This window comes from Mesorhizobium sp. B2-4-18 (genome assembly GCF_006441385.1).
In the GTDB taxonomy this organism is placed as follows: Bacteria; Pseudomonadota; Alphaproteobacteria; order Rhizobiales; family Rhizobiaceae; genus Mesorhizobium; species Mesorhizobium australicum.
The window spans coordinates 174,129-196,471 of the sequence record NZ_VFUW01000009.1 but is presented as its reverse complement, the minus strand read 5'-3'; the positions used below and the strand labels follow the sequence as shown (position 1 = coordinate 196,471).

Sequence of the window (22,343 nt, the reverse complement as noted above, 5' to 3'; positions counted from 1 at the left end):
GAGCCCTAGAGGCCTCACCGGACGTTCGCTTGTGGCGTAGCGACCCCGCATGGAAGTCGTTGGTGCAAAAGAGGTGACGAGCAAAGCCGCACCAAGCAATTCACGTGGCGGGCAAATCCCCAACCAGAAGTGACTTGGCCCAGTGCAGTCGGAGCGCACATCAGGCGGCCATGTCCGCCCATCTCAGTTCCGAGAGGCTGTTGTCGCACAAGGATGGCGAGACTGGCAGTACGCAACCCGTGCGCCTCCCGTTAACCCGCAAGCGGCACCGCTCTTGAAGCTAGCCCTTCGCGATCGCCCTATGCAGCACTGAAGGAAATCGTCTCGACGATGTCCGGGCGTGGAGACCTGCCCTCTGGCCACCCTTGGACCGGAACTGACTGGTTCCGCCGCTTCGGAACAAAGGCGAGCGTTCATCATTCCTTGCTGGAAGGGATGAGGTTTCAGCAGGCAGGGATATGGACACGAAAACTTTGATCCTGGGAACCTTGGCGCTTTGCCTTGCGGCTCCAACCATCTCTTCGGCCGCCGAGGCTGACGTGGTGATCTCCGCCCATCACCGGCATCACCATAACGGCATCAGATACAATGATGAGGGAGTTCGTCTTCATTACCGACCTCTCCGCCAAATTGCGTTCTATGACAGCGGTGATCATGAATGGCGCCACCGCCACGACCGCCGCGACACCGTCACCGTGACGAATTCCGTCCACCGTCATAACCAAAACCGTCCCGTGGTCATTCAGCAGGACGGCGGCGACAACGACTAACTGCCTGCGGACCCCCGGCTCCATGCCTCAAGGAAGGAGCCGGGTCAATCATGCTGGTGGTAGGCGGACCACTGGAGCGGCGTTTTGGAGATGCCAGAGGTGGCAGTTCTAGTGCTTATCAACGATGGAGCTGGAGCGGTCGCCGCACTCGACGACATTGCCACGACCGTACATGTCGGCTTGCTGAAGCGCGGAATCGAAGCAGAGGTAAGACTGGTCGCGGGCGGCCAGATCAGCGAAGCCGCCTCGCAATTCGTAAGCCAACAGACGAGGTCAGGTGAAAACATTCTGGTCGCCGGCGGCGGGGATGGCACACTCAGCTCTGCCGCGGCCGTCCTCGCCGAGACTGAGGTGGCCTTGGGTGTTCTCCCGCTTGGCACCCTCAATCACTTTGCAAAGGACCTCGGCGTGCCACTGGAACTTGAAGCGGCGATGGATGTAATCGCGGCGAGACGCCCGGTGCTCGTCGACGTCGCGGAGGTGAACGGTCGCGTTTTCCTGAACAACTCGTCGATCGGCCTCTATCCATTCTTTGTCGCGGAACGCTCTGCAGAACAGAAGCGACGTGGAGCGGGGAAACTAGCGGCAATCGGTCCCGCTCTTGTCAGGACGTTCAGGGCGGTATCTTGGCAGCTTGTGCGTATCAGCGCCGACAGCGGTGCGGACCAGGTGCTGACACCGTGCGTTTTCGTCGGCAACAATTTCTACGATGCCGGCGATTTTGGGCGCCGCAAAAGCCTGTCTTCGCGAGAACTGTGCGTTTATGTCGTCAGGCAGCGAACGTGGCTGGGACTGGCATTGCTCCCGTTCAAGATCGCTCTCGGCCTGATCGATACGCATCGCGACTTGGAACTGCTTCGGCCGTCCCGAATCGAGATCACCTCGAACAGAAGAGAGACCCTCGTTTCGGTGGACGGCGAGGCAATAAGGATGAAGATGCCGCTTCACTTTCAAACTCGAGCAGCGGCACTAAAGGTCCTCTCATTCCGCGACCCGGATACGAAGTAACCCCAGGTGGGAGATTGTGTTTGCAAACACTTGTGCACCTGTCCGACCTACATTTTGGCACCACGGACACCCGCATAGTAGATGCGATTGGCGCCGAGGTCTGGGCATGCGAACCAGATTTGGTGGTTATATCCGGTGATCTGACCCAACGAGCTCGCCGGGCGGAATTCCGTCAAGCACGAGAATTCCTCAATGCGCTTCCCACCCCACAAATTGTGGTGCCTGGCAATCACGACGTACCGCTCTTCAACGTCTTCGCGCGAACGCTCACGCCTCTTGCTCGATACAAGCACTATATCGAGGCAGATACGGATCCTTTTTATATTGATGACGAACTCGCAGTGGTCGGTATCAACACTGCACGGTCCTTTACAATCAAGGACGGCAGGATCAATGCCGGCCAGCTTGCTGCCATGACTGCCCGGTTTGGAGGCCTGGCTGACGAGACCACCAGGGTAGTCGTCACCCATCACCCGTTCGAAGGGCGAACAATCGGCCACGGAACCGGAGTCGTCGGACGAGCCAAAATGGCCATGGAGGCGTTCTCGAAAAGCCGCGTCGACATAATCTTGTCGGGCCATCATCACCTCCAACAAGCCAATCTCAGTACCGTTCGTTATGCGAAAGCGCGATATGCAGCGTTGCTCATACAGGCAGGGACCGCCGTCTCAACGCGCCGTCGCGACGCAGCCAACTCGTTCAACGTAATCCGCGTCGAACGTCCACGGATACGCCTTGAATGTCGTGCTTGGCAGCCGCAGGCGGGACAGTTCTCCACTTCGGCGAAGTATTCGTTCGGTCTGGGTCAAGATGGATGGGCGCTGGACGAAGCGTGACCCAGCAGCGGCCCAACCTGTTCGGACTTGACTTGATGGCGCCTCGGCAGCGAGCGGGGTACAAGGATTGACGAGACTTATCGGTTCGCTAGCTTGAACGGATGGAAATCAACCCGCCCTCTTCGTCAAACGGCTTTCTGCGAGGCTTTCGCAGCGACGCTATTTGGCTGATCGCCTCATTGCTTGTGGCTGGCGGCCTTGTCCTCGGATTCAGCCTCCTGGCCGAGGAGGTTATCGAGGGTGACACGAGCACATTCGACCGCGCCGTTCTTATGGCGTTTCGGAGCGCCGATGATCCAACGAATCTGATTGGCCCGCCGTGGCTGGAAGAAATGGGCCGCGACGTCACGGCCCTCGGCAGCGTTGCGTTCCTGGGTTTTGTCTCGCTGGCGGCCATAGGTTACCTGCTGATAACGCAAAAGCGCAGATACGTCTGGCTGGTCGCCGCCGCCGTGGCTGGTGGTGAGGCCCTGAGCACAGTTCTCAAGGTCGCGTTTGATCGCCAGAGGCCCGACATTTTCCACACCACCAGAGTATTTACCGCCAGCTTTCCGAGCGGCCACGCGATGTTGTCCGCTGTCACTTTCCTTACGCTTGGAGCTTTGCTGGCCAGGGCAAGTCCTGATCGCCGGGTGAAAGGGTATTTCGTTGGCCTGGCGGTGTTCCTGACCATCATGGTCGGATTGAGCCGGATCTATCTCGGCGTCCACTACCCCACGGATGTACTTGCAGGATGGTGCGTGGGATCAGCTTGGGCAATCCTTTGCTGGTCGGCGGCCCATTTTATCGAACAGCGGCGCGCGTTCTGATCCCCTCACCTACCCTGTAGTCACGAAAAAATGCCAACGCCCGTTAACTCAGTGAGAGCCAGACGTCTATCCCGTGGCCGGCCATCTGCGAGATTGCGCGAAGCATTCTAAAGCCTTGGCGTCCATCGGTCGGCCGAGCGCGTAGCCCTGCAGCAGGTCGCAGCCGAGCTCTTTCAAGATGCGCGCATGCTCCATCGTCTCGACGCCCTCGGCCACCACTTCGATTCCGAGCGATTTCCCGATCTCGATGATGGATGACACCAAACGGCGTTGCGGCAGCGAGCTGGTGATGGGTGTGATCAGCTGGCGATCGATCTTCAGTCGCCGCGGCTGAAGCTTGAGCAGACTGACGATCGAGGCGTAGCCGGTGCCGAAATCGTCGATCTCAATGTCGATACCGAGGTCCTTAATGTGCTCGATGTTCCAGGCCACGAGGTCGTCATTCTCATCGAGGAAGATGGACTCGACAAGTTCGAAGGAGACCGTACCTTCGCCGATGTTGAGCTTGCGTAGGCCATCGATCAGGTCCTTGTCCTCAAGCCGGCGTGCCGAAACGTTGACCGAAACGTGTGGAATGTCGAGGTGTTGAAGCTGCCAGCGCTCAAAGTCGGCCAACGCCCTTTTGAGGACCGTTCGGTCGATCAGCGCGACGACGTTCAGTTCCTCCGCTACCCTGAGAAAGACGTCGGGACCCAGGATCCCGCGCGTCGGGTGCTGCCAGCGTGCTAAGGCTTCCACGCCGACAATGTCCAACGTTTCGGCGTCAAACTGCGGCTGGTAGAAAACGATGAATTCGTTGCGCTCGAGGCCACCCAGGATCTCGTCGGCGGTCCGCTTGGTCTGCACGATTTCACTTTGCAGCTCGTCGTTGAAGAACTCGTAGCGGTTTCGGCCCCGGCTCTTCGCCCGGTAGAGGGCGAGATCGGCATTGACCAGGAGCTGCCGTGCGTCGAACCCCTCGCCCGTATTCGCCGCAATACCGATGCTGACGCCGAACCGGCATTGGTGGCCACGAAAATCGACGGGTTGCCGCATCTCATCGATGATGCGGTCGGCCAGCGCGGCGAGCTCGGCGTCGTCGCGCCCGGCGCAAATCACCACGAACTCGTCGCCGCCAATGCGTGCCACGAAGTCGGCTGGTCCCGCATTAGCCGTGATGACCTTCGAGGCATGCATCAACATGGCGTCACCGGCCGCGTGTCCGAGCGTGTCGTTGATCTGCTTGAATCGGTCGAGATCCAGATGCAGGAGCGCAGTTCGTTCTCCCCGACGCGTGCTCGTCGCCAGCATGTCGTCGAGATAGCGGCGGTTCGGCAGCCCGGTGAGCGAATCGTGGAGCGCCACATGTTCGATGCGCCCCTTGGCCACTTCAAGCTCGGCGTTCCTGAGTTCCGACAGATGCCTTTCTCGCACTAGGTTTTCATTGAGCTCGACGTCGCTTGTCACGTCCCATTCGGCGCCGATCATCCTGGGCGTCTCGTTGCGCTCCTGGAAATAGGTCGCGCGCGTGCGCACATGCCGGATCTCGCCATTCGGATGGACAATCCGGTATTGCGAGGAATAGGGGCCCTTCACCGCCGCCGCGGCATCGAAATCCTGCTGCGCCCGTTCGATGTCCTGCGGATGAATCACTGACGCCCAGTCATCATAGCCGCGCGGCTTCCGGTCAGCCGGCTTGCCGTAGATTTCGTTGACTCGGTCGTCCCACACCAGCTCGTTGGTGGCGATGTTGTGCTCCCAGACACCGATCCCCGACGCATCCAGCGCGAGTTCCAGGCGACCGGACAATCGCCTGAGCTCGGCGAAGTTTTTCTGCCTTTCGCCGAACAGCCGCCCCGCAACGAGAATGGGCAGCACGACAAGCGCACCGGCCAATAGCATGATGGCCCGCAAGATCCAGGCATTCTTCGCCGATGAGGCCCAGCCACCTTTTGGGATTGCGGCGATCTGCCAGGAACCGGAGGGCAGGTGCACCGTCTCGGTCACTGGGTTGGCGCGCGTTATACTCTCGCCACCGAAAAAGCGATCACCAGTCCCGCCAAGACCGTCCTTGCCGGTCAGGGCGATCTCGATATCGAGATCGGCGTCCAAAAGGCCGCTTGCTTTATAGAGGCGCTCGACATCAACGACGGCCGAGACGATGCCCCAGAAGCGCTCACCACCGCCCGCCGTCTTCACGAAGACCGGAAAGCGGCCAATGAAGCCATGGCCGCCCTGCGCCAGGTCGACCGGACCGGCCAGCACGGGCGCCCGCAGGTCGCGCGCCCTGAGGGCGGCGGTGCGTTGGGCATCGTTCTTGCGGTAATCCAGGCCGATGGCCTTTTCGTTGCCAACCATTGGATACATGAGCGAGATAATGAGGTCCGGCGCGCCAGCGATGTTGCGCAGTTGAGATTCCTGCTCAAGCAGGTTGCTTGCCAGCGCCGCAAACCTCTGTTGCCCCATATAGGGCTCGGTCACGATTGCCGAAACGAGGCCGCGCGTAAGCTGGAGATTGCCGTTGATGTTGCCTTCCAGCTTGGTCCTTATGATGTTCACTTTGGCCAAGACGTCGGCGCGCGCCAATTGGTCTGAAACGATCCTGTTTTCCCGGTCCGCCAAAACAGCGCAGATTACAAGCACCACAAAAGCGATCGCCGCCGGCACGTTTGCCGAAGAAAAAAACGAGTGTCTCAACCGGCTGAGACTGGATGCGGTGCTGGCCAATTGACCCAAATACCTTTCCCGGGACTAACCCTCGGCCGACCCTAGTAGAAAGTACTTAAATTTGGTTTTCCATGATGCCGGGCAATTTCAGCATTGGGTGGCGATAGCAAGGAGGTCACGTCCGGCGTGGGATCTCAGACAGCGGCACTCTTGGAAGCAGCGCTCCCGACGAGCATCCCGACCTGCCCGGACGAGCAAGACGCCGCGCCTGGCTGGGTGCATCGGAAGGGCAATTTGACGTGCCTGCAGGTTGGGAGCGGGACGGCGGCCCCCCGCGCTCTCACTTTCGATATCGCGCCATAATAGCGCTGAGCCAGTTGAACAGACTGATTTCCTCAGGTCGCCCCTCCGCCTCCTGAATGGCGGTGCGGAGCGTGAGCTCCACCAGATCATCTGCAGCCTCGACGGATTGCGCTCGATAGGAGCGGGCGACCAATCTGAGCGCGGCAATCAGGCGTGGATCTGTTGCGTCGGAAAGTTCATCTGCCGCAACCTGGAGAATTTTTCGGCTATCGGTTTGGTCTTGAAGCATGACATCCATCCCTGTTCTGGGGGGCGGTTCGTCACCGGAGTCGCGCTGACCATCGACGGATGGCGCAAACGCGTAAAACACCAGAGTCAACTTTGAAGCGTCCGCAGGCCGGACTGATAGAGCCGTTTACAGACTAAGCCGGGTATCGGACCGAGCAAGCTCAAATGATAAGTGAAGGGGAGTTGGTACCAATCCGACAATCGAAATGCTGCCGGCTTGCTTTGAAGCGTCTTCACTTGGACTTTCTCGCTGCTTTTGAGCCTTGTGCGCTTGCAGCAGATGTTTTGGCATCTTTTGAATGGGCCGCGACTGGCGCCAGCACCGGTCGCCTTCCGCGAAACCTGGTCTCTGTAGCGACGTCTCGACCCCCGCTGTGTCGCGTACCGGCTGGGTCATCTCTCCGCAATTTCCAGCAGCAATGAAACAATGGGCTAAGCCTTGTCCTGACGTTCAGCAAATCACGGCTCGGCCGTCGGAGCACTAGGACGGCTCGATAGCAGCATTTGAAGAGAGAGGCTCAGCCTGACCAGCTTCTTGTCATTCTCGTCCCGGATTTCAATCGCCAATTGATGCCCGTCGACGTCCTTCAGGGAGTCTCGAGTCAAGTCGATCAGACCTGCTAGCGCCTCGTTTCGTGCGGCTTCGATCCCCCCACATTCGATGCCTGTCTCATCTTTGATGACCGCATCGCTTTCGTAGGTGTCAAAGAAATATCTCGCCATAGAACCCACCTCCACCTCACAAGCTCGTCGCGTTCCTTTGGTGCAGGTAGGCGGTCTCAAAGTCTCCGGCTCGAACGAGGCCAGGCCAGTCAACAGCGTGAAATCGGGAGCCCTCGGTAACAATCAGTCCGTCGCCTCGAAGATCCTGCAGCGTTCGGTTCACGTGCACGGTCGACAAGCCCAAGGCGTCGGCAAGTTCCGCCTGCGTAATCGGAAGCTCCGCCACATGGTCCTTGATGAGCCCCATAGCGCGAAGGCGGACGATGAGTTCGCACAGAATATGCGCCATGCGGGCATACGCGTCGCGCCTTCCAACGTTGGTGACCCACTCTCGATATATAGCCGCGTCGATCAGCGTCGAGCGCCAAAACACCGTCGCAATCGAAGGATGTTGGTCGCAAATGGCCCGCAACGCATCATGCCGCATGAAGCCAACGCTGACGCGCGTGAGTGGTGAGAAGGTACAATCCAAAACAGACAGGTGCATTCCGTGGAGATCAGGAATGTCGCCCGGAACAAAGAACGATGTGATCTGCCGTTTACCCTCCCCAGTCAATTTTGTGGACCCCACCAGACCCTCCAGGATCACAAATGAATGGGTGGGGCGATCTCCTTCGCGCACAATGTCCTGATCGGCCTGAAAGTCCCGCTTCTGGAATTCGATCCCCTCTAAAATGCCGATATCTGACTGCGTCAGATCACAGATTGTCTGAAGCTTACGGATCAAAACGTTCGGGGAAGTGGCCTGTGTCAATTTTCGTGACCGGATTGCGTTACGTGCCGAACTTGGGCTGGGCGCTAATGTTCCTTGCACCCGGTCTGGGAAGGACCTGTTAAAGGGCCCGAGGCGTTTGCCAACTCAACGGCTGCAGTTCCGGGGCGCCTGGACCCTTGGCCAGAGCTTTCGCCTCTCGGACGAGGATGCGCAATTCGTCCCGAGCAGCGAAATGAACTCCAGTGCTTGTGCCGCCGTCACTCCGGTCCCTTTCACGAGCTTTTGGACAATGCCGCGCACAGGCTCGAGCGTCATAGGAGGGAATCCTGGGGGCGTCCTGACTGTAGACATTTGACGTACATTCCAGGTTCGTTTCTCTCCCCTCGGGAAGCCGACGGCGTCGAAGTGCGTAGCGAGGAATGCTGAGCAGTTTCCGCTCACGCTTTTCTTTATACTGCGGCCGTCACGGGCATCGAGCCGGAACAAATTGGGTTGATTTCGGTTCGGAGAACCTGATCGAGGGATCTCATGACCTCCACCTTCAATTCGCCAATGCGTCCAATTTTCATCTCCGGGCCCCGATGCGCACGAGACGTAGAACCCCAGCCCTCTCGCTCGACGTCTCGCAGCGGCAGACACCTCCTCCTCGGGGAGGCTTAGAACTGGTTAGGAACCGGCAGACCTGGCTCGCGCAGATATATGGGCGGCCGTGATGTCGCCGTCGTCGCGGTTGGCCGCGCTGAGACGCATCCTGGGGAGCAGCCTGGGGCCGTCCGATGCATCAAATGGGCTCGGGCTCGATGGCGAGAAGAGAGTTCGGTGACTGATCTGACGCCGGAGCAATCGCGGATAGCGCGAGGTCTGCTGAATGGCCGCAGGTGCGGCTCGCTGCGAAGGCAGGCCTCAGCGAAGGTGCGATACGAGATTTCGAAAGCGGTCGGCGAGTGCCTGGCCCGCGTAAACTTTCAGCGATTCGAAATGCATTTGAAGCGGGCGGCATTCGGTTCTCCACAGATGGCCCGATCAAAGCACAAGGTGAAGCAGGAGCACTGGAGCAGTGCCCTGCGACCCGAGAAGGCGGTTAGGGAAATGCAGGCCGCCCCTTTGAAACCCAAGCAGGCCAAATGCTGTAGCCGCGCGTGCGGTAGCACAGGGCAGGAACGACGCCTTAGCCAGCCATGCGCTGCAGGCGTTTGGAGCGGGGGTGCGGCGGCAGCACCGGAGCAGAAGTTCGGGAAAGCCAACAAAGCCGCGGGATGAACCGGGAGCGAGCCGGCGGCCGCGGGTTGCCATCGGCATCGACGCAGTGATCGACATGGTTCCGACCTCTGCCACAGCGAAGGAGAACCTCATGCCTTCATCCACAGCCGGATCAGCCATGCGGAGCCCGATCTGGCCTTTTCAGCAGAGCTATGCCCAGTTACCGGATCATTTCTTCGCGCGTGCCCCTCTCCACCCGGTTTCAAACCCCAGGCTAATCCGGCTGAACGAGCCCCTAGCTCTGGAGTTAAGGCTTGATCCCGATCACCTCGGGAGCCCTGCTGGGATCGCCGTGCTTGCCGGGAACAATTTTCCAGATGGACTGCACCCTATAGCTTTAGCCTACGCTGGCCACCAATTCGGCAACTTCGTCCCCCAACTGGGCGACGGACGCGCAGCACTGCTGGGCGAGGTCGTCGATATGCACGGCGTGCGTCGGGATATCCAGCTGAAGGGTTCAGGACCGACCCGATTTTCGCGCAACGGCGATGGCCGTGCTGCGCTTGGTCCGGTGCTTCGTGAATACGTGGTCAGCGAAGCAATGGCTGCGCTTGGCATACCGACCACCCGAAGTCTTGCGGCGGTGCTTACCGGGGACCCAGTCTACCGCGAGCGTCAGCTGCCAGGGGCTGTGCTGACCAGGGTGGCGGCGAGTCATATCCGTATCGGCACTTTCCAATACTTTGCCGCCCGCAATGATGTAGAAGCGCTGAAGCTCCTTTGCGACTATGCCATCCAGCGTCATTTTCCCGAGGCGGCCAGGAAACCGAGACCTTACCTGGCTCTGCTCGAGGCTGTGATCGCGGCGCAAGCGGAACTGGTGGCGCGGTGGATGTTGCTCGGCTTCATCCACGGCGTCATGAACACCGACAACATGTCGATATCCGGAGAGACGATTGACTATGGACCGTGCGCGTTCATGGATTCATACGATCCGCAAGCGGTGTTCAGCTCCATCGATCAATATGGCCGCTACGCCTACGGCAACCAACCTCGGGTGGCAGTCTGGAATCTGGCACGCTTCGCCGAGACCCTGCTGCCGCTCCTGAGCGAGCGCGAGGGTGAGTCAATCTCGCAGGCCGAGCAGGCACTAGGGGAATTTCACGCTCGCTACGAAGCTATTTTACATCGCGGGTTCAGGACAAAGCTTGGGCTGCTGAATGAAGCTGACGGTGACTTGGACCTTGCCAACGATCTGTTGGATGTGATGGCGCGTGGGCGAGCGGATTTCACGCTCACCTTCCGCTTGCTGGGAGATGACCTCGACATCCCTGGCGCCCAAGCTACCGCGAGGCGGCTGTTTGAGGATCCCGGCCCCTTCGATGCCTGGTCGATGCGCTGGCGAAATCGCTTGGCGCGGGACGGCGGCGCCACCTCGACGCGCAAAGCCGCGATGCACGGCAGCAATCCCAAGTTCATTCCTCGCAACCATCGCGTAGAGACAATGATCAAGGCTGCGGTGGAGGACGATGACTTCCGAATCTTCGAGCAATTGTTGGCAGTCGTGTCACGGCCGTTCGAGGAACAGCCCACGCTGTCCTATTATGCGAAACCACCCAAGCCGCACGAGCGCGTTCTGCAGACCTTCTGTGGCACGTGACATCCCCGCCATGCCGCGAGACGCCACCGACGCGGGCGAACTCTGTAGGGCCGGGTCAAGCTAACGAGACAGGCCTCAGGACGCGGGCGGGCGAGGCCTCTCGGAGCCAGGCGAAGGATCGATTGCGTCCGCCACCATCTCCCTCTTGGAACTGGGAAGGACCCTCATCAGCAGGATAAAAGTGGCGAGCACGAGGCAGACAGCGTTGGTGACTATGATGGGCCATTCGCCTTTAATGATGCCGAAAGTCAGCCACAGCACGAAGCCCAGCACAGTGATGGCATACATCCACGCGGATATGCCAGCCGTGTCCCGGGTCTTGATGATCTTCCAGGCTTGCGGGGCAAAACTGGTCATTGAGCACAGCGCTGCCAGCGAACCGATGAGCGTGACCTTTTCCACGCAACCAACCTCCGACTATCGGCTTCATTCGCACGCCCGAAAGGCCCGCTTGTTCGACCTCGGCGATACCGGCAAAGTCTTTGGGTACCGAGGGCACAGTGCTTCCCCGGTTGGAAGCCGCCCAGCGAGAGCCAATCACAGCACTGGCCGAGATGGCCAGGGACGCCCTGCCGCATGGGGATGTTCCCACACAATCTGTCAGCAGATCAGAGCGGCTTCTGAGGGTGGTGATCAGGTTCGAAGCTCAGCCGCTTTGAGCCGCGACAGCAAGTCGCGGAACGCTTGGATAAGGCGCCGTGTCTCCTCAATGGTACGAAGCAAGTCTTCAGCGCTCGCCCGCGCCCGACGGCTACCGAGGTGAGCTGCTTCCAAATAGATCTTGCGTGCTTGCCGGGGATCACTCATCGCTCGACTTTATAAGTTGGAAGCAAGCGGAAGAAACTAACGTGTGTTAAGGCAAGCGGATCTTTGTGATACCCCACCAAGTAGCAGTGCGTCTGGGCAACAACGAGCCCTGACACGTCGTCCGTCTCGCCGGCGGCTGACCGGTGACGCTGGGCGGCAGAAGGTGCGGTGCGTTGACGAAGCCAGGGTTGAGGCAGTTCGAACCCTGTCCAGAGGGATCTTCCAACATGTAAATTTACAGGAAATGAGCTTGAGGGCGACGCCGCCGGATCGCCCAGATTGCCGCCGAGGCTCAGATAGACGGTGTTATTCGGGCCAGACAACGGTCACCTCGACGTAATCGAGCACGCCAGGCACCGGCGCATTGGGCTTGCGAACGGTGACCTCGGCTTTCCGGATCTGGGGAAAGCGCCCGGTGAGAGCCTTCGCGACTTCCAGGGCCAGCGCCTCGATCAGGAAGCGCCGGTGTCCGGTGATGATCTCCTCGATGACGGTGAAGGCGACGCCGTAGTTGACGGTTTCCCCGATGGCGTCATCGACGAGCGCGCGTCCCGGCTCGACGGTGAGCGAGGCATCGACATAGAAGCGCTGCCCCAGCGCTTCTTCCTCGTCCAGCACGCCATGCCGGGCAAAGAAGGCGCAATTCTTCATGCGGATGACATACATGGCTCAGCGTTCCGATCCGGTTTCCCGCGCCAGCATAGCATCCGCCACCGCCAGCGCGTCCACGTTGATTGCGACATCATGGACGCGAAACAGATGCGCGCCCTTGAGCCGGAGAATGACGCTGGTCGCCGCCGTGCCGGCCGCCCGGTCGGCGGCGTCGCGGCCGGTGACGGTGCCGATGAAACGCTTTCGCGACGTACCGGCCATCAGCGGGAAGCCGAGCGCGCCAAGCTCGGCAAACCGTGCCATCAGATCGAGGTTTTCCTCCGCCGTCTCCTTGGCGAAGCCGAAGCCGGGATCGAGCACGATATGGCCGTCGGCGACACCTTGCCCGCGCCCGATCTCAAGCGATTTTCCCAGGAACGCCAGCTGGTCGGCGATCACATCGGGCAGCTTGTCGCGATCCCGTCCGGTATGCATGATGACGAGCCCGGCGCCGGTATCGGCCGCCACCGCGCAATGTCTGGCTCGCGCTGCAGACCCCAGACGTCGTTGACGATATGCGCACCGCTCGCATGAGCTAGGCGTTTATCTTGTCAAAGTGGCCGTCAGGAAGTGCAGACCGTCAGCTAGCCATCGTCCTTTGAGGACAGCCGAGCCACCGTTGACTGAGTTTGAATCAGCGGTTTGGCGCACTGAGTCCGAAGCTGCCTTGCAGTATACCTCAGACGTGAAGCGGCATGCACTCGGTCATCGTCTGGGCCACACCATTGCCGCAGGCGCTAGACCAAAGCCATCGGCAGATACCGAATCACAACCTGCTTTTGGCGGAACCGCCGCTCCAATTCCGAACGCCGCCTTTGCCAATCGGGCAGATCGACTTCGTGAGTCATAACCTCGAAGATGACGATCTCGTCTGCTTCCTGCCTCCACACACCTTCCGCAGGCGCGCGCAAATACGCGGTGACACCGTCGAAGCGGAGCGCGAGCTCCTCCTTCACACGGTCAAACTCTTGCTTGGCGAAGGGCTTTCCTGCGTTGTCGGCGCGAGGTAGCAGAATCTGGACCAGATGCATCTTTGCCCCTAAACCTCGCAATGCTTGCCTAGAGCCACTTCTTTGGAATGCTTGACCTATGGTCGTCGACGGGCACAGCCGTCCAGCCTCGTGCGAGCTCTGCGCAGGTCTTTACCCCGTTGATCCTACCGAGTATCGGCGGAGCATGAGACGGTGGGGAGCCAAATACCGTGCTCCGAGCCATCTCCTGTGGGCCCTAGCTTCAGACGTCGAGCAGGCCGAGGTACAACCTGTCGGTGCTAACGTCGGTCCTGGTCTTCTCCGGGACGGAAAAAGGATTGGAGTTCCTGCATGTCGACGCTTTCATCGCCGTCCTCGTCGACAGCGTTGAAAATTCGCCCAATGAAATCCTGAACCTCCGTCCGCGACAGTGTACCATCACCGTCGGTGTCCATGATGGCGAACGTGATCCTCATTTTGGCACCCTGCATCATATCGGCTCCCGCCCTGCGGCCGTGCTTCATACGTCCCGTATCACGATCGCTCATCTCGTCGTCCTGAAGCCTTGGGCCCCTGTGTCGCCAATCTGCCTCGGGGTCTCGATCCTTTGCTGTTTTTTCCTGCAGCATCTCATCCATCATCTCGCGCATCATTTGACGCATTGCTTGCTGGTTCTGTCCGGCTTCGTCCGCCGTCCGATCCTGGGCTGGTGATGCGGGCTTGGGAACATCCGCCGATTGCGCAAAGGCGGACGGGGCGAGCATAGCGAACGCGGCCGCCAATACTGTAGTCGTGAATGCTCGTGTCATTGGGTTTCTCCATTAACTGCCACGCCGACCACCCGGCGTGCTGTCCAAACCAGCAGGTCGGTTCATGGTTCCTAGGCATCGGGCGCAAAAGCGGCATAGCTCCGATCACCTCAGCAAAGCGCTGGCTGTCTTTGTCGGAATCGACCTTACCGATCACCTGATCGCTGCGCAGATTTGCCAGCGGCGCAACAAAGATCGGTCTTCACCGATTTTGCCGAACTCATTGAACCCACATCGACAAAGGTGGCGCAGATTCCGCAGCCAGTTCCGAGAGTGCGGCTGGATGAAACATTCCAAGTTGGCGGCAACGGCATCGTCTCCGGCCAACACCGGCCGCTTCCCGGTCGCGAACGCCGCATGGGTGATGCCCTGCGAACTACCGTTCAGCAACCTGACGGCTTAGATGGCCACGAAGCAGGCGGATGTTGCGGTTGTTCGACTTGTAGTAAATATCGAAGACCGATCCGAGGACGGGCACGCTTCCCAAGACGGTATCAAACAGCACATTGGCCAACATCCGAGCAACCAACAGCTTCCCAGCGCCGCATTTGCGGGCTCGCAGCACAATGTAAGCCGAGATCAACCGGTTGCTGTATCTCCCAGCACAGGCACCAGGCCTACCAGAGCATCCAGTCCGAACCGAATTGGCGTTCCCGGGATTCGCCAGCGCGAATCAAGCAACACTGCCAAGAGGTCGAGCTCGGCGATTGCCCTCGCAGTCTGGCGATCCACAATAGGCGTTTCGCTTGTCCCTACTTTCCGGCTGCCATTGCTCGCTCGATCCAATCTCCTCGGTTTCGCACCTCTCCAGTCCGCTTCCGTCATCTGGAATTAGCTTTGTCTCGGCCGGGAAGGCACGTCGTCGAGCAGGTTGGGCTGGTCTGGGACTTTTGTTCGGTGGTCTGCTGGGAGGGTGCCGTCGGGGGTCATCTGGTTAACCGCATCGGGCAAATCCCTGGTAACCCTTGCAATCAGCTCCTCGCGCGAGAGGCCGGTCTGGCGGGAAAGTGCTTCCAGTGTCTGAGCGTCAATCGCCGTTTCCACCTCGTGCGGCTCGATCGGCTGGTTCGGCCCAGTGCCAACCCAGGAGTCCACCTTCGACCCGGCACCTGCATTTCTAAAGCGGTCAAGAATATCGCCCAGCGCGGTGCCGGATAGGCCCTTCGACACCTGGTCCAGTATCCCGCCTTGCGGATTAGTGGGATCGCGCTCTCCCGCTCCGCGGATCGCCTCCGCGATCTTGTCGCGGTTTTGATAAGCCAAAACCCCCAGCATAGCGATCGCAAGTCTTCCTAGATTGGCCACTCGTTCCTCCTGTGGTTTCGAACATGGAGAAGGTCTCGCCCTGCCAAAAGTTCCCGCAATTGCCAGCAATATCAGGAACGGCTTGGCAATCGCGACCGCTCCATCGCGCGAGACGGAAGGTCAAGTTTGGTAACGATAGAGCGCCCGAGCCGGTGCTTAAAGTTTCAGCTTTGCCCTCAGTGCATCTATGCGCTTAGACGCCTCTGCCTTGCTGAGGTTGTCTGCAAAGCTTTCCTGATCCTCAGCCTGCTCACACAGGGTTTTCAGATAGGAGGCCTGGGACGGCGTCATCGGGTCGTCACCACTCACCCATTGGTCGGGATCTTTCTCGACGTTTGCATCGGTTTTTGCGCGCAAGTCTTCCATTGCAATCTCCTGTCGTAGCCTAGGGAATGCGTTTGATCCCTTTTTGTTCCAATCGTTTTCTCAAGGCTGGGGCTCGCTTAGGTTGGGCTGGGGCGTCAGGCACGGCGGCGCCAGCATGCGCAAGTGATATACCATCCGGCTTGCACATTGCCGCGCTCCCGGTCAGGGACCGTGGACGCCGAATGTTTGACGCAAGCGTCTCCTCGGAGACGCGTCACCCCCGCATTGGTTCAACAGGGCCGGATCCCAGCATCTCCTCTTGGGGGGCGGGTCTGCTGAAACCAGTCAGACAATTTGCGGCTTGGTTCAGGCATCGGCGTCAGATCCGGCGCGACATCATGAAACTGCTGCAATTGGACGACCGCCTGCTTGCGGACATCGGCCTAAGTCGCGGAGAGATCCTTTACGCGGCTGTTCAACACGGCCGTCTGCCGGAACAGCAGCCAGCGCACCTGGCGAAATAGTGCACGATCGGACGCCGATCTCGATCATTCGGAATCTCGGCCCTACCTGGAGGGCGGCGAAGCTCGTGCCGCCATTCTCAAAAATGTCCGCGCACACCCGCCCACACGGAGATCCAGCATGACGTCGGGAAGAACCACCGCAACATCCGAGCTCGATGTTCGTATCCACGCCAACCAGCGCCAACTCGCGGCCGATATCCGACCGTCCTACGATTTCATCGTTTGCGGATCAGGATCATCGGGATGGGTGGTGGCGCGCCGTCTCGCGGAGACCGGCGACGCCTCGGTGCTGTTGCTCGAGGCCGGCGGGACCGATGACGTGCAACGCGTCTGGGACCCGGGACAATGGCCGGCCAATTTCGGCACGAGACGTGATTGGGGATTTGAAGCCTTGCCCAATCCATTGCTCAACGGCCGTCGGCTGCCGCTCTCCATGGGCAAGGTGCTGGGCGGCGGCTCGAGCGTCAACGTCACTAATTGGGCGCGCGGGCACCGGAACGACTGGGACTATTTCGCCAAACAAGCCGGCGATCCGGGTTGGGGCTACGATGCCGTTCTCGGCATCTTTCGCGGCATCGAGGACTGGCAAGGGGTGCCGGACCCCTTGCGGCAGGGCAAGGGCGGTCTCGTCCATGTCGAGCCGGCGCGTGATCCGCATCCTGTGGCGCCGGCGGTAGTGGACGCCGCCAGAACCGTCGGCATTCCGACCTTCGACGACCACAACGGCCAAATGATGGAAGGCAACGGCGGTGCCGCCCTGTTCAATCTCCGCATCCGCGACGGCCGCCGCCAGTCGGTCTTTCGCACCTATATCTACCCCTATATGGACCGGCAGAACCTCACCGTGCTCACCGGCGCCTTGGTGACGCGCGTCCTCCTGGAGGGTAAAAGCGCCGTCGGGGTGGCGTTTGTCCACGAGGGCGTTATCCATCGGACCTTGGCACGCTGCGAGACAGTTCTTTCGCTCGGTGCCATCAACACGCCCAAGGTGCTGATGCAATCGGGTATCGGCGATGAGCGCGACCTGACCGCGGCCGGCATCGAGGTGGTGCAGCATCTCCCGGGCGTTGGGCGCAATTTTCAGGACCACATCGCGGTTCCCTGCGTTTTTGAATATCGGACGCCGCTCCCGCTTCGCAACAGCGGCGGAGAAGCGACCTTCTTCTGGAAGAGCGATCCGTCGCTCGCCACCCCGGATTTGCAGGGGATCGCAGCGCCACAATTGGATTTCGAGGCGTGGAGAGATACCGCCGCCTCCTGGCTCGTGGACGCTGCTGGCCAGCCTTGCACGCCCTGGCAGCCGCGGGAGATTGCGGATCACGGGGCCAAAGCCGTCAGACCATATCGAGATCGCAGCCGACACGCTCCGAACGATGTGCGGGCGCTACAATCCGGAAGGCTCCGGACCCAACGCCTTTGCCGGTTGGGCTCGTGGGAGAGTTTCCGTTTTCGACTCCGGAAGTCGCCCATTTCGCTACCATCGTCGCTTTGAAACATCATTGGCTCCATTTTTGTGGCTTCTCTGGCAACAAACGACTGGCCGTCGTCTTTCTAAGGTGTGAACCGGCCAATCGCAGGGACGTGATGAATCGCGTCTCGGCGTTAGCGAACAGGTCCCGCCAGTTCGCTTGACTGACTGGGACGCACCGCGGAGGCGGCGGCTTGCGCGCCGCCCTCAATCCGAAGCCGCGTCAGGCGCTTTGCCGCCCCGCAGCTTCCAGGATGAGCTGGGCAATCTCGTGCGGATGAGAAATCAGCGACAAGTGGCTTGCCTTCACTTCGATGGTCTTTGCGTTCATGCGCTTGGCCATGAAGCGCTCGAGATCCGGGTTGATCGTGCGATCCTGGGCCGAGACGGCGTACCAGCTCGGCTTCGAGCGCCAGGCCGCCTGTGTCGTCTTTCCGGTGAAAAGCTTGTCTGAAATCGGTGCTTGGGCGGCATAAAGAATGCGCGCCTTCTCGCGAGGAATACCGCCGGCGAAATCCCGCAGGAAAGCCTCCTCGTTGAGCTTGCCATAGCCTCCGGACCAGACGAGGCCGGCAGAGGCCGGCGGCGCCGCGAAAGTCTTGGCGAGTGCGGTATAGTCTTCGCCGGCGTCGGGTGCACGCGCCGCGACGTAGACGAGTGAAGCGATCTTCGGATCCACCCCTGCCTCGGTGACGATCATGCCGGCAAAGGAATGTGCGACAAGCACGGTTGGTCCGTCCTGAAGCGCGATCGCGCGCCGCGTTGCCTCGACACCGGCCTCCAGAGTGGTCAGCGGATGTTGGACGGCGGTTGCGTTGAGGCCGGCCTTCTGAAGAATGCCAATTACCTCCGACCAGCACGAGCCATCGGCATACGCGCCATGCACCAGGACGACATTGCGAATTTTGGAGCCTGTCTGCGCTCGGGCCTTCTCGGCGCCGGCCAGCAGGGTTGTTGCCATTCCAGCGGCAAGCGCGGTCGAGAAAGTACGCCTGTTGATCATGATTGTGGGTTCCTTGGGAGGACAGCTGAGTTGAATCCAACTCGCATCGAAACTTCGAGCGAGGCGAGCCGCAAACGCTTGCCGCTCATACCCAACCTTCGCAGCCCGCCCAGTGTTCGTTACAGTCGTCACCGCTTCGTGATGACATCATCTCCTGGACTTAAGCCAGCAAAGGTGCCACGAAACTTTCGATGACGGCCGGTGGCGAAGTCGCCAAGGAATATGGCTATGTCGTTCTGATGGCATGCCTACTTGGGCTTGTCTCTGGGCACCCATTTGAAGTGATCGCCATCTTTCTCGATGGACCCGATGCCTGGAGACGGGAAGTGCGGCGCAAAGATTTATCCCCGCTTGGACGACCTTGACCGAAACTAGTTCAACCTTCGGCACTGGTGAGCCATTCCAGCGCCTCGCCGGTCAAAGTGCCTTTGATATGCGCCACGATTATCTCGATGGCCTGATCGCGGGAAACGTCGTCACCCGCAGCCTTGCGGAGCCACATGCCGTCAATCAGCGCACCGACCGCCAACGAAGCTGCGCGCAGGCTCGTGGGATCAAGCACACCCGCGAACGCCGAACTCGGGTTTGACTTCAGGCGCCGATAGAAGATCGCCTGCAAAAGCGCGAATTGAGAACTGCTGGCAGCCGCCGCGCAGACGGACAGCCAAGCCTTCGCCACGTTCGGTTCGAATGCATTCTCGGGGAAGTTTCCCTCGACCACGGCGATGAACCGCTGCCAGGGTGTCTTCGCTGCCCTCAATTTCGCGACGACGTCCTCCATCAGGATCCGATTGTTGTGCCGCACTATCCCGAAGAGAACCTCGTCCTTGCCTTTGAAATAATAAGCCAGGATGCCCGGCGACATGCCGGCTTCACGGCATATGCGGGCCGAAGTCATACCTTGCAGCCCATGCACGAGGAACACACGGTGCGCGGCGGCGACCAGTTCGACACGCCGGATGTCCTCGATTTTCGTTCGCTTCCTCAAGCCCGTTTCCAATCCGAAATCGTGGATGGTGCGAATGCGCGATAGTCAGGAGGAACAGTGCACAGCGGGAAATTGTAGAGCTTGGTGTCGATGCCACGGCTGATCGATAAATCCAGCGCCTTGCTCACCAAGTCGAAGCCCAAGGAACTATCGAAAAACAGAGAATCCCAGTCCTTGCGAGCATAGCCGATATTTTCGAGCTGCATGATTGCCCACGTGTCGATGAATGGCAGGGCAACCGTCACGAACCTGGCTAGGTCCAGCAGCCCGGGTGCGTTGGGCTTCATAAGTACGGTTCGCAACTCGATTTTTGCCCCAGCCTCGCAAAGGATAGAAAGGTTGTTCCTTACCTGATTGAAGGCTCCTGGCTTTCCGACGACATGATCGTGGGTCGCGCTGTCGCTCGAGTAGACGGGAACCCCCCAAAGGATTCGGCTTAAATCCAAATCACGGAGCCTAGCGAGATCATCGCGTTCAAAATGCTGCGCGTTGGTCAGGATGTGAAAGTTGATGTCACGCCGCTGCTCCATCGTCTTTCGCAAGAAGTGGAATAGCTCCGATTTGAAAAGCGTCGGCTCTCCACCTGACAGGCCAATGATTGAATCCTCCGGCGTCAGAAGCACGGCCGTCTCGAAAAAAAGAAACATGTCGACGTGCTGCTTTTTCGGTGGCTGCGAGCACATCACGCACAGCTGGTCGCAGCGTTCGGGGCTCAAAAGTGTGTTGTGGCGAGAGTTCGCCCGGATTAGCCGATGTGCCGTTTTGCGGGATGGCACGACAAACACAACATCACCGTCCACCTCGGATGGATCGACCCCAAACAGGTGAAGGCTGCCTGCCGCCCCCGTAAAGAGCGCCTTTTCGCCGTCGGCGGTTTCCAATACTGCATCCAGACAACTGACGTTGCCCAGCGGCTCAGGCATTCCTTCGCACGACCGCAGCCGAACCACATATGGATCTACAACGTCAGTCTCGATCTTGAGCCGGAGCGGGATCATGTATGCACAGGGATCATGTATGCACAGGGATCATGTGATCCCCCCACGAGGGCACACGGGTCCATTTGGCGACCGATCGAAGCGCGGCTTCATCCCGCCGACTGATAACCTCCACAACCTTGTCGAAGAGGCGCAGATGTCGCTGGCAGAACCAGTATCGGTGCGAACGAGGTCAATTCGTCCGACCCTCGACAGATCGTCTACAACGTCTGTCCCGCAGAAGGGCTGATAGACGCAGTGGATGCAGTCCTGATCAAAGGTGTTGAGCGAGGCACTATTGAGCAACCCGATCTTTGCCTGGTCGATGCCGGCCGTCACCGTGCCGATCGACAGATCGACGTACCCTATACGCGAAAGCATCCTTGCCTCGTCTGTCGGGTAAAGCTGCCCGTCATGATCAATGACTATGTAGTCCGAAGCGAAGAAGTTGGGATTGCGAAGATCGACATGATCGTCAACCCCCGATCTGAGGAATCTCCTTAGGCAGTGGCTGAAAGAATATTCCTCGACGTAACGACCAGTGCGGTGGTTGCGATCAATCAGGTAGTCGATGAAGCTGGAATGAAGCGTATTCCACTTGGCTATCGAATGCGGATCGCTTCTTCGGCGGCGAGCAAATCCTTGGTGGTTTATCGGCCTGAGATAGATCGATTGCATCCCGTAGCGCTCGAAATTGCCGACTAGCTCCTCGAAATCCGGCGGCTCATCAACGTCGATCGTCGGAAGCGCGGATACCTTACCCGGTCCAAGACGACGCACGGCTTCGGCGAGGTTTTTGAAGAACGTGTCGGTTGTCGGATCATCGTGGGTGCGCTGGCGCTGATGGGTATCTCGATCTCCGTCGAGCGAGGTGCTGACGAAGGTATCGGCTTGCTCTGGGTAAGCCCATTCTCGATCGCCCAGGCGTTGCAGATTTGTGCAGACCACAAACTGGCTGCCCGGAAACGTCGCCCGGGTGAATGAGCGTATCTATTCAAGCAGATCAACACGCAGCAAAGGTTCGCCGCCTTGAAACTCGACCTTAATCCGTGGCCCTTTCATTTCTCCGATAAGCCGAGAGCCGCGTTCAGCGTCTCGTCCCTCCAGTCGAAACCTCGTGCTGTTTCCGGCGCTCGGGAAACCTGACAGTAGCCGCACGTCAAATTGCAGCGTAGCGTTGGCACGAGGATAACGTACGAAAGTTCCTGCTGCTCTTTGATTGGCGTCGAGCCCATCGAAAGGAAAATGCCGTCCAGTCGGGGTCGCCTTCCCGTTCGAAGGAATGGCCATTTTCACGGAGAAAAGTCTGATCGGCCGACGTTAGATTGTTGCCGACATACCGTTCGAGAAATGACTGATCGCTGAGGAAGAACCCGCCGGCATGGTCGGTTAAGAGAAATTCGCCGCCGCCACACTCGCGAAACTTGAGTGGCCATACGGTCATTTCGCAGTCACCGCTTCGATCAAGGCTTGCCGAAGTGGCAGTGTCTCAACGTAGATCTTCTCTCGGTAGACGGCATGGAGCACGCTTTTGCGCACGTCGTCCAAATCATTCGAAGAGATGCAAGCGACGTCG

The 22,343-nt window shown here is 59.5% G+C and carries 23 protein-coding genes and 1 pseudogene; 9 read left to right on the top strand and 15 right to left on the bottom strand.

All coding sequences use genetic code 11. From position 1 onward, the window contains the following. Window positions 1-458: 458 nt before the first annotated feature. The 4 genes from FJ527_RS21910 to FJ527_RS21895 all read left to right on the top strand — a co-directional run bounded on the left by FJ527_RS21910 (window position 459) and on the right by FJ527_RS21895 (window position 3,423). Window positions 459-770 carry a hypothetical protein gene (locus FJ527_RS21910; RefSeq protein ID WP_140620510.1) on the top strand — a complete coding sequence of 104 codons (312 nt, stop codon included), beginning with the start codon at window positions 459-461 and terminating at the stop codon, window positions 768-770. 99 nt (window positions 771-869) lie between these two features. Beyond that, window positions 870-1,778 (top strand): diacylglycerol kinase family protein, encoded by a 909-nt coding sequence (locus FJ527_RS21905; RefSeq protein WP_210241259.1) that lies wholly within the window; start codon window positions 870-872, stop codon window positions 1,776-1,778. 20 nt (window positions 1,779-1,798) lie between these two features. After that, window positions 1,799-2,614 carry a metallophosphoesterase gene (locus FJ527_RS21900; RefSeq protein WP_140620513.1) on the top strand — a complete coding sequence of 272 codons (816 nt, stop codon included), beginning with the start codon at window positions 1,799-1,801 and terminating at the stop codon, window positions 2,612-2,614. A gap of 101 nt (window positions 2,615-2,715) precedes the next feature. Next, entirely contained in the window at window positions 2,716-3,423 is a 708-nt protein-coding gene (locus FJ527_RS21895; RefSeq protein ID WP_140620515.1) for a phosphatase PAP2 family protein, read from the top strand. Between the two features lie 66 nt (window positions 3,424-3,489). Here the strand turns inward: FJ527_RS21895 and FJ527_RS21890 are convergent, their stop codons facing one another. Beyond that, entirely contained in the window at window positions 3,490-5,883 is a 2,394-nt protein-coding gene (locus FJ527_RS21890; protein WP_246677768.1) for an EAL domain-containing protein, read from the bottom strand. A 43-nt stretch (window positions 5,884-5,926) separates the two neighbouring features. On the opposite strand from FJ527_RS21890, the gene FJ527_RS29695 reads away from it, so the two are divergent. Then, on the top strand, window positions 5,927-6,133 hold the full coding sequence (locus tag FJ527_RS29695) for a hypothetical protein (RefSeq protein ID WP_246677767.1): 207 nt from the start codon (window positions 5,927-5,929) through the stop codon (window positions 6,131-6,133). A 276-nt stretch (window positions 6,134-6,409) separates the two neighbouring features. On the opposite strand, the gene FJ527_RS21885 is transcribed toward FJ527_RS29695, so the two are convergent. From FJ527_RS21885 to FJ527_RS21875, 3 genes are all read right to left on the bottom strand, one after another. After that, the gene (locus tag FJ527_RS21885) at window positions 6,410-6,751 is read right to left on the bottom strand and encodes a hypothetical protein (protein ID WP_140620519.1); all 342 of its coding nucleotides are present in this window, start codon (window positions 6,749-6,751) and stop codon (window positions 6,410-6,412) included. Window positions 6,752-7,119: 368 nt separating this feature from the next. Next, window positions 7,120-7,383 (bottom strand): hypothetical protein, encoded by a 264-nt coding sequence (locus FJ527_RS21880; protein WP_140620521.1) that lies wholly within the window; start codon window positions 7,381-7,383, stop codon window positions 7,120-7,122. Between the two features lie 16 nt (window positions 7,384-7,399). Continuing rightward, window positions 7,400-8,137, bottom strand: coding sequence for a Crp/Fnr family transcriptional regulator (locus tag FJ527_RS21875; RefSeq protein WP_140620522.1), 738 nt, complete (start codon window positions 8,135-8,137; stop codon window positions 7,400-7,402). 839 nt (window positions 8,138-8,976) lie between these two features. On the opposite strand from FJ527_RS21875, the gene FJ527_RS29935 reads away from it, so the two are divergent. Both FJ527_RS29935 and FJ527_RS21865 read left to right on the top strand, forming a co-directional pair. Beyond that, entirely contained in the window at window positions 8,977-9,183 is a 207-nt protein-coding gene (locus tag FJ527_RS29935) for a helix-turn-helix transcriptional regulator (protein WP_246681399.1), read from the top strand. Window positions 9,184-9,449: 266 nt separating this feature from the next. Beyond that, complete coding sequence (locus FJ527_RS21865; RefSeq protein ID WP_246677766.1) at window positions 9,450-10,958, top strand: protein adenylyltransferase SelO; 1,509 nt, start codon at window positions 9,450-9,452, stop codon at window positions 10,956-10,958. A gap of 75 nt (window positions 10,959-11,033) precedes the next feature. Here the strand turns inward: FJ527_RS21865 and FJ527_RS21860 are convergent, their stop codons facing one another. The 7 genes and pseudogenes from FJ527_RS21860 to FJ527_RS21820 form a co-directional block, all read right to left on the bottom strand. After that, window positions 11,034-11,360 (bottom strand): SemiSWEET transporter, encoded by a 327-nt coding sequence (locus FJ527_RS21860; RefSeq protein ID WP_140620524.1) that lies wholly within the window; start codon window positions 11,358-11,360, stop codon window positions 11,034-11,036. A gap of 711 nt (window positions 11,361-12,071) precedes the next feature. Next, on the bottom strand, window positions 12,072-12,431 hold the full coding sequence (gene folB, locus FJ527_RS21850) for a dihydroneopterin aldolase (protein ID WP_023773903.1): 360 nt from the start codon (window positions 12,429-12,431) through the stop codon (window positions 12,072-12,074). A 3-nt stretch (window positions 12,432-12,434) separates the two neighbouring features. Then, window positions 12,435-12,958 (bottom strand): annotated as a pseudogene (folP, locus tag FJ527_RS21845) (dihydropteroate synthase); the annotation flags it as partial. 195 nt (window positions 12,959-13,153) lie between these two features. After that, window positions 13,154-13,447: a hypothetical protein gene (locus FJ527_RS21840; RefSeq protein WP_140619272.1), complete on the bottom strand. Its 294-nt coding sequence runs from the start codon at window positions 13,445-13,447 to the stop codon at window positions 13,154-13,156. Window positions 13,448-13,686: 239 nt separating this feature from the next. Further along, complete coding sequence (locus FJ527_RS21835) at window positions 13,687-14,196, bottom strand: EF-hand domain-containing protein (protein WP_140619270.1); 510 nt, start codon at window positions 14,194-14,196, stop codon at window positions 13,687-13,689. An 831-nt stretch (window positions 14,197-15,027) separates the two neighbouring features. Further along, window positions 15,028-15,501: a YidB family protein gene (locus tag FJ527_RS21825; RefSeq protein ID WP_140619268.1), complete on the bottom strand. Its 474-nt coding sequence runs from the start codon at window positions 15,499-15,501 to the stop codon at window positions 15,028-15,030. Window positions 15,502-15,657: 156 nt separating this feature from the next. Then, the gene (locus tag FJ527_RS21820; protein WP_140619266.1) at window positions 15,658-15,867 is read right to left on the bottom strand and encodes a DUF3072 domain-containing protein; all 210 of its coding nucleotides are present in this window, start codon (window positions 15,865-15,867) and stop codon (window positions 15,658-15,660) included. A 26-nt stretch (window positions 15,868-15,893) separates the two neighbouring features. On the opposite strand from FJ527_RS21820, the gene FJ527_RS29930 reads away from it, so the two are divergent. Both FJ527_RS29930 and FJ527_RS21810 read left to right on the top strand, forming a co-directional pair. Then, on the top strand, window positions 15,894-16,331 hold the full coding sequence (locus tag FJ527_RS29930; RefSeq protein WP_348641177.1) for a DUF1127 domain-containing protein: 438 nt from the start codon (window positions 15,894-15,896) through the stop codon (window positions 16,329-16,331). Window positions 16,332-16,581: 250 nt separating this feature from the next. Then, a complete protein-coding gene (locus tag FJ527_RS21810) occupies window positions 16,582-17,823 on the top strand; it encodes a GMC family oxidoreductase N-terminal domain-containing protein (RefSeq protein WP_348642619.1) in 1,242 nt (413 codons plus the stop codon). A 199-nt stretch (window positions 17,824-18,022) separates the two neighbouring features. On the opposite strand, the gene FJ527_RS21805 is transcribed toward FJ527_RS21810, so the two are convergent. The 4 genes from FJ527_RS21805 to FJ527_RS29685 all read right to left on the bottom strand — a co-directional run bounded on the left by FJ527_RS21805 (window position 18,023) and on the right by FJ527_RS29685 (window position 21,715). Continuing rightward, window positions 18,023-18,805, bottom strand: a complete 783-nt coding sequence (locus tag FJ527_RS21805) for an alpha/beta hydrolase (protein WP_140619319.1) — start codon at window positions 18,803-18,805, stop codon at window positions 18,023-18,025. Window positions 18,806-19,178: 373 nt separating this feature from the next. After that, window positions 19,179-19,790, bottom strand: a complete 612-nt coding sequence (gene betI, locus FJ527_RS21795; RefSeq protein ID WP_181166433.1) for a transcriptional regulator BetI — start codon at window positions 19,788-19,790, stop codon at window positions 19,179-19,181. Continuing rightward, on the bottom strand, window positions 19,787-20,713 hold the full coding sequence (locus tag FJ527_RS21790; protein ID WP_140619262.1) for a radical SAM protein: 927 nt from the start codon (window positions 20,711-20,713) through the stop codon (window positions 19,787-19,789). The genes betI and FJ527_RS21790 overlap by 4 nt, the downstream gene beginning before the upstream one ends. A gap of 105 nt (window positions 20,714-20,818) precedes the next feature. Continuing rightward, window positions 20,819-21,715 (bottom strand): hypothetical protein, encoded by an 897-nt coding sequence (locus FJ527_RS29685; RefSeq protein ID WP_246677764.1) that lies wholly within the window; start codon window positions 21,713-21,715, stop codon window positions 20,819-20,821. Between the last annotated feature and the right edge of the window lie 628 nt (window positions 21,716-22,343).

Excerpts from the sequence above, each read along its gene's own strand:
- FJ527_RS21910 (WP_140620510.1), top strand. The coding sequence starts at position 459 with ATGGACACGAAAACTTTGATCCTGGGAACCTTGGCGCTTTGCCTTGCG.
- FJ527_RS21895 (WP_140620515.1), top strand. The coding sequence starts at position 2,716 with ATGGAAATCAACCCGCCCTCTTCGTCAAACGGCTTTCTGCGAGGCTTT.
- FJ527_RS29695 (WP_246677767.1), top strand. The coding sequence starts at position 5,927 with ATGTTGCCTTCCAGCTTGGTCCTTATGATGTTCACTTTGGCCAAGACG.
- FJ527_RS21880 (WP_140620521.1), bottom strand. The coding sequence starts at position 7,383 with ATGGCGAGATATTTCTTTGACACCTACGAAAGCGATGCGGTCATCAAA.
- FJ527_RS21865 (WP_246677766.1), top strand. The coding sequence starts at position 9,450 with ATGCCTTCATCCACAGCCGGATCAGCCATGCGGAGCCCGATCTGGCCT.
- folB (WP_023773903.1), bottom strand. The coding sequence starts at position 12,431 with ATGTATGTCATCCGCATGAAGAATTGCGCCTTCTTTGCCCGGCATGGC.
- FJ527_RS21840 (WP_140619272.1), bottom strand. The coding sequence starts at position 13,447 with ATGCATCTGGTCCAGATTCTGCTACCTCGCGCCGACAACGCAGGAAAG.
- FJ527_RS21835 (WP_140619270.1), bottom strand. The coding sequence starts at position 14,196 with ATGACACGAGCATTCACGACTACAGTATTGGCGGCCGCGTTCGCTATG.
- FJ527_RS21820 (WP_140619266.1), bottom strand. The coding sequence starts at position 15,867 with ATGGAAGACTTGCGCGCAAAAACCGATGCAAACGTCGAGAAAGATCCC.
- FJ527_RS29930 (WP_348641177.1), top strand. The coding sequence starts at position 15,894 with ATGCGTTTGATCCCTTTTTGTTCCAATCGTTTTCTCAAGGCTGGGGCT.
- FJ527_RS21790 (WP_140619262.1), bottom strand. The coding sequence starts at position 20,713 with ATGCCTGAGCCGCTGGGCAACGTCAGTTGTCTGGATGCAGTATTGGAA.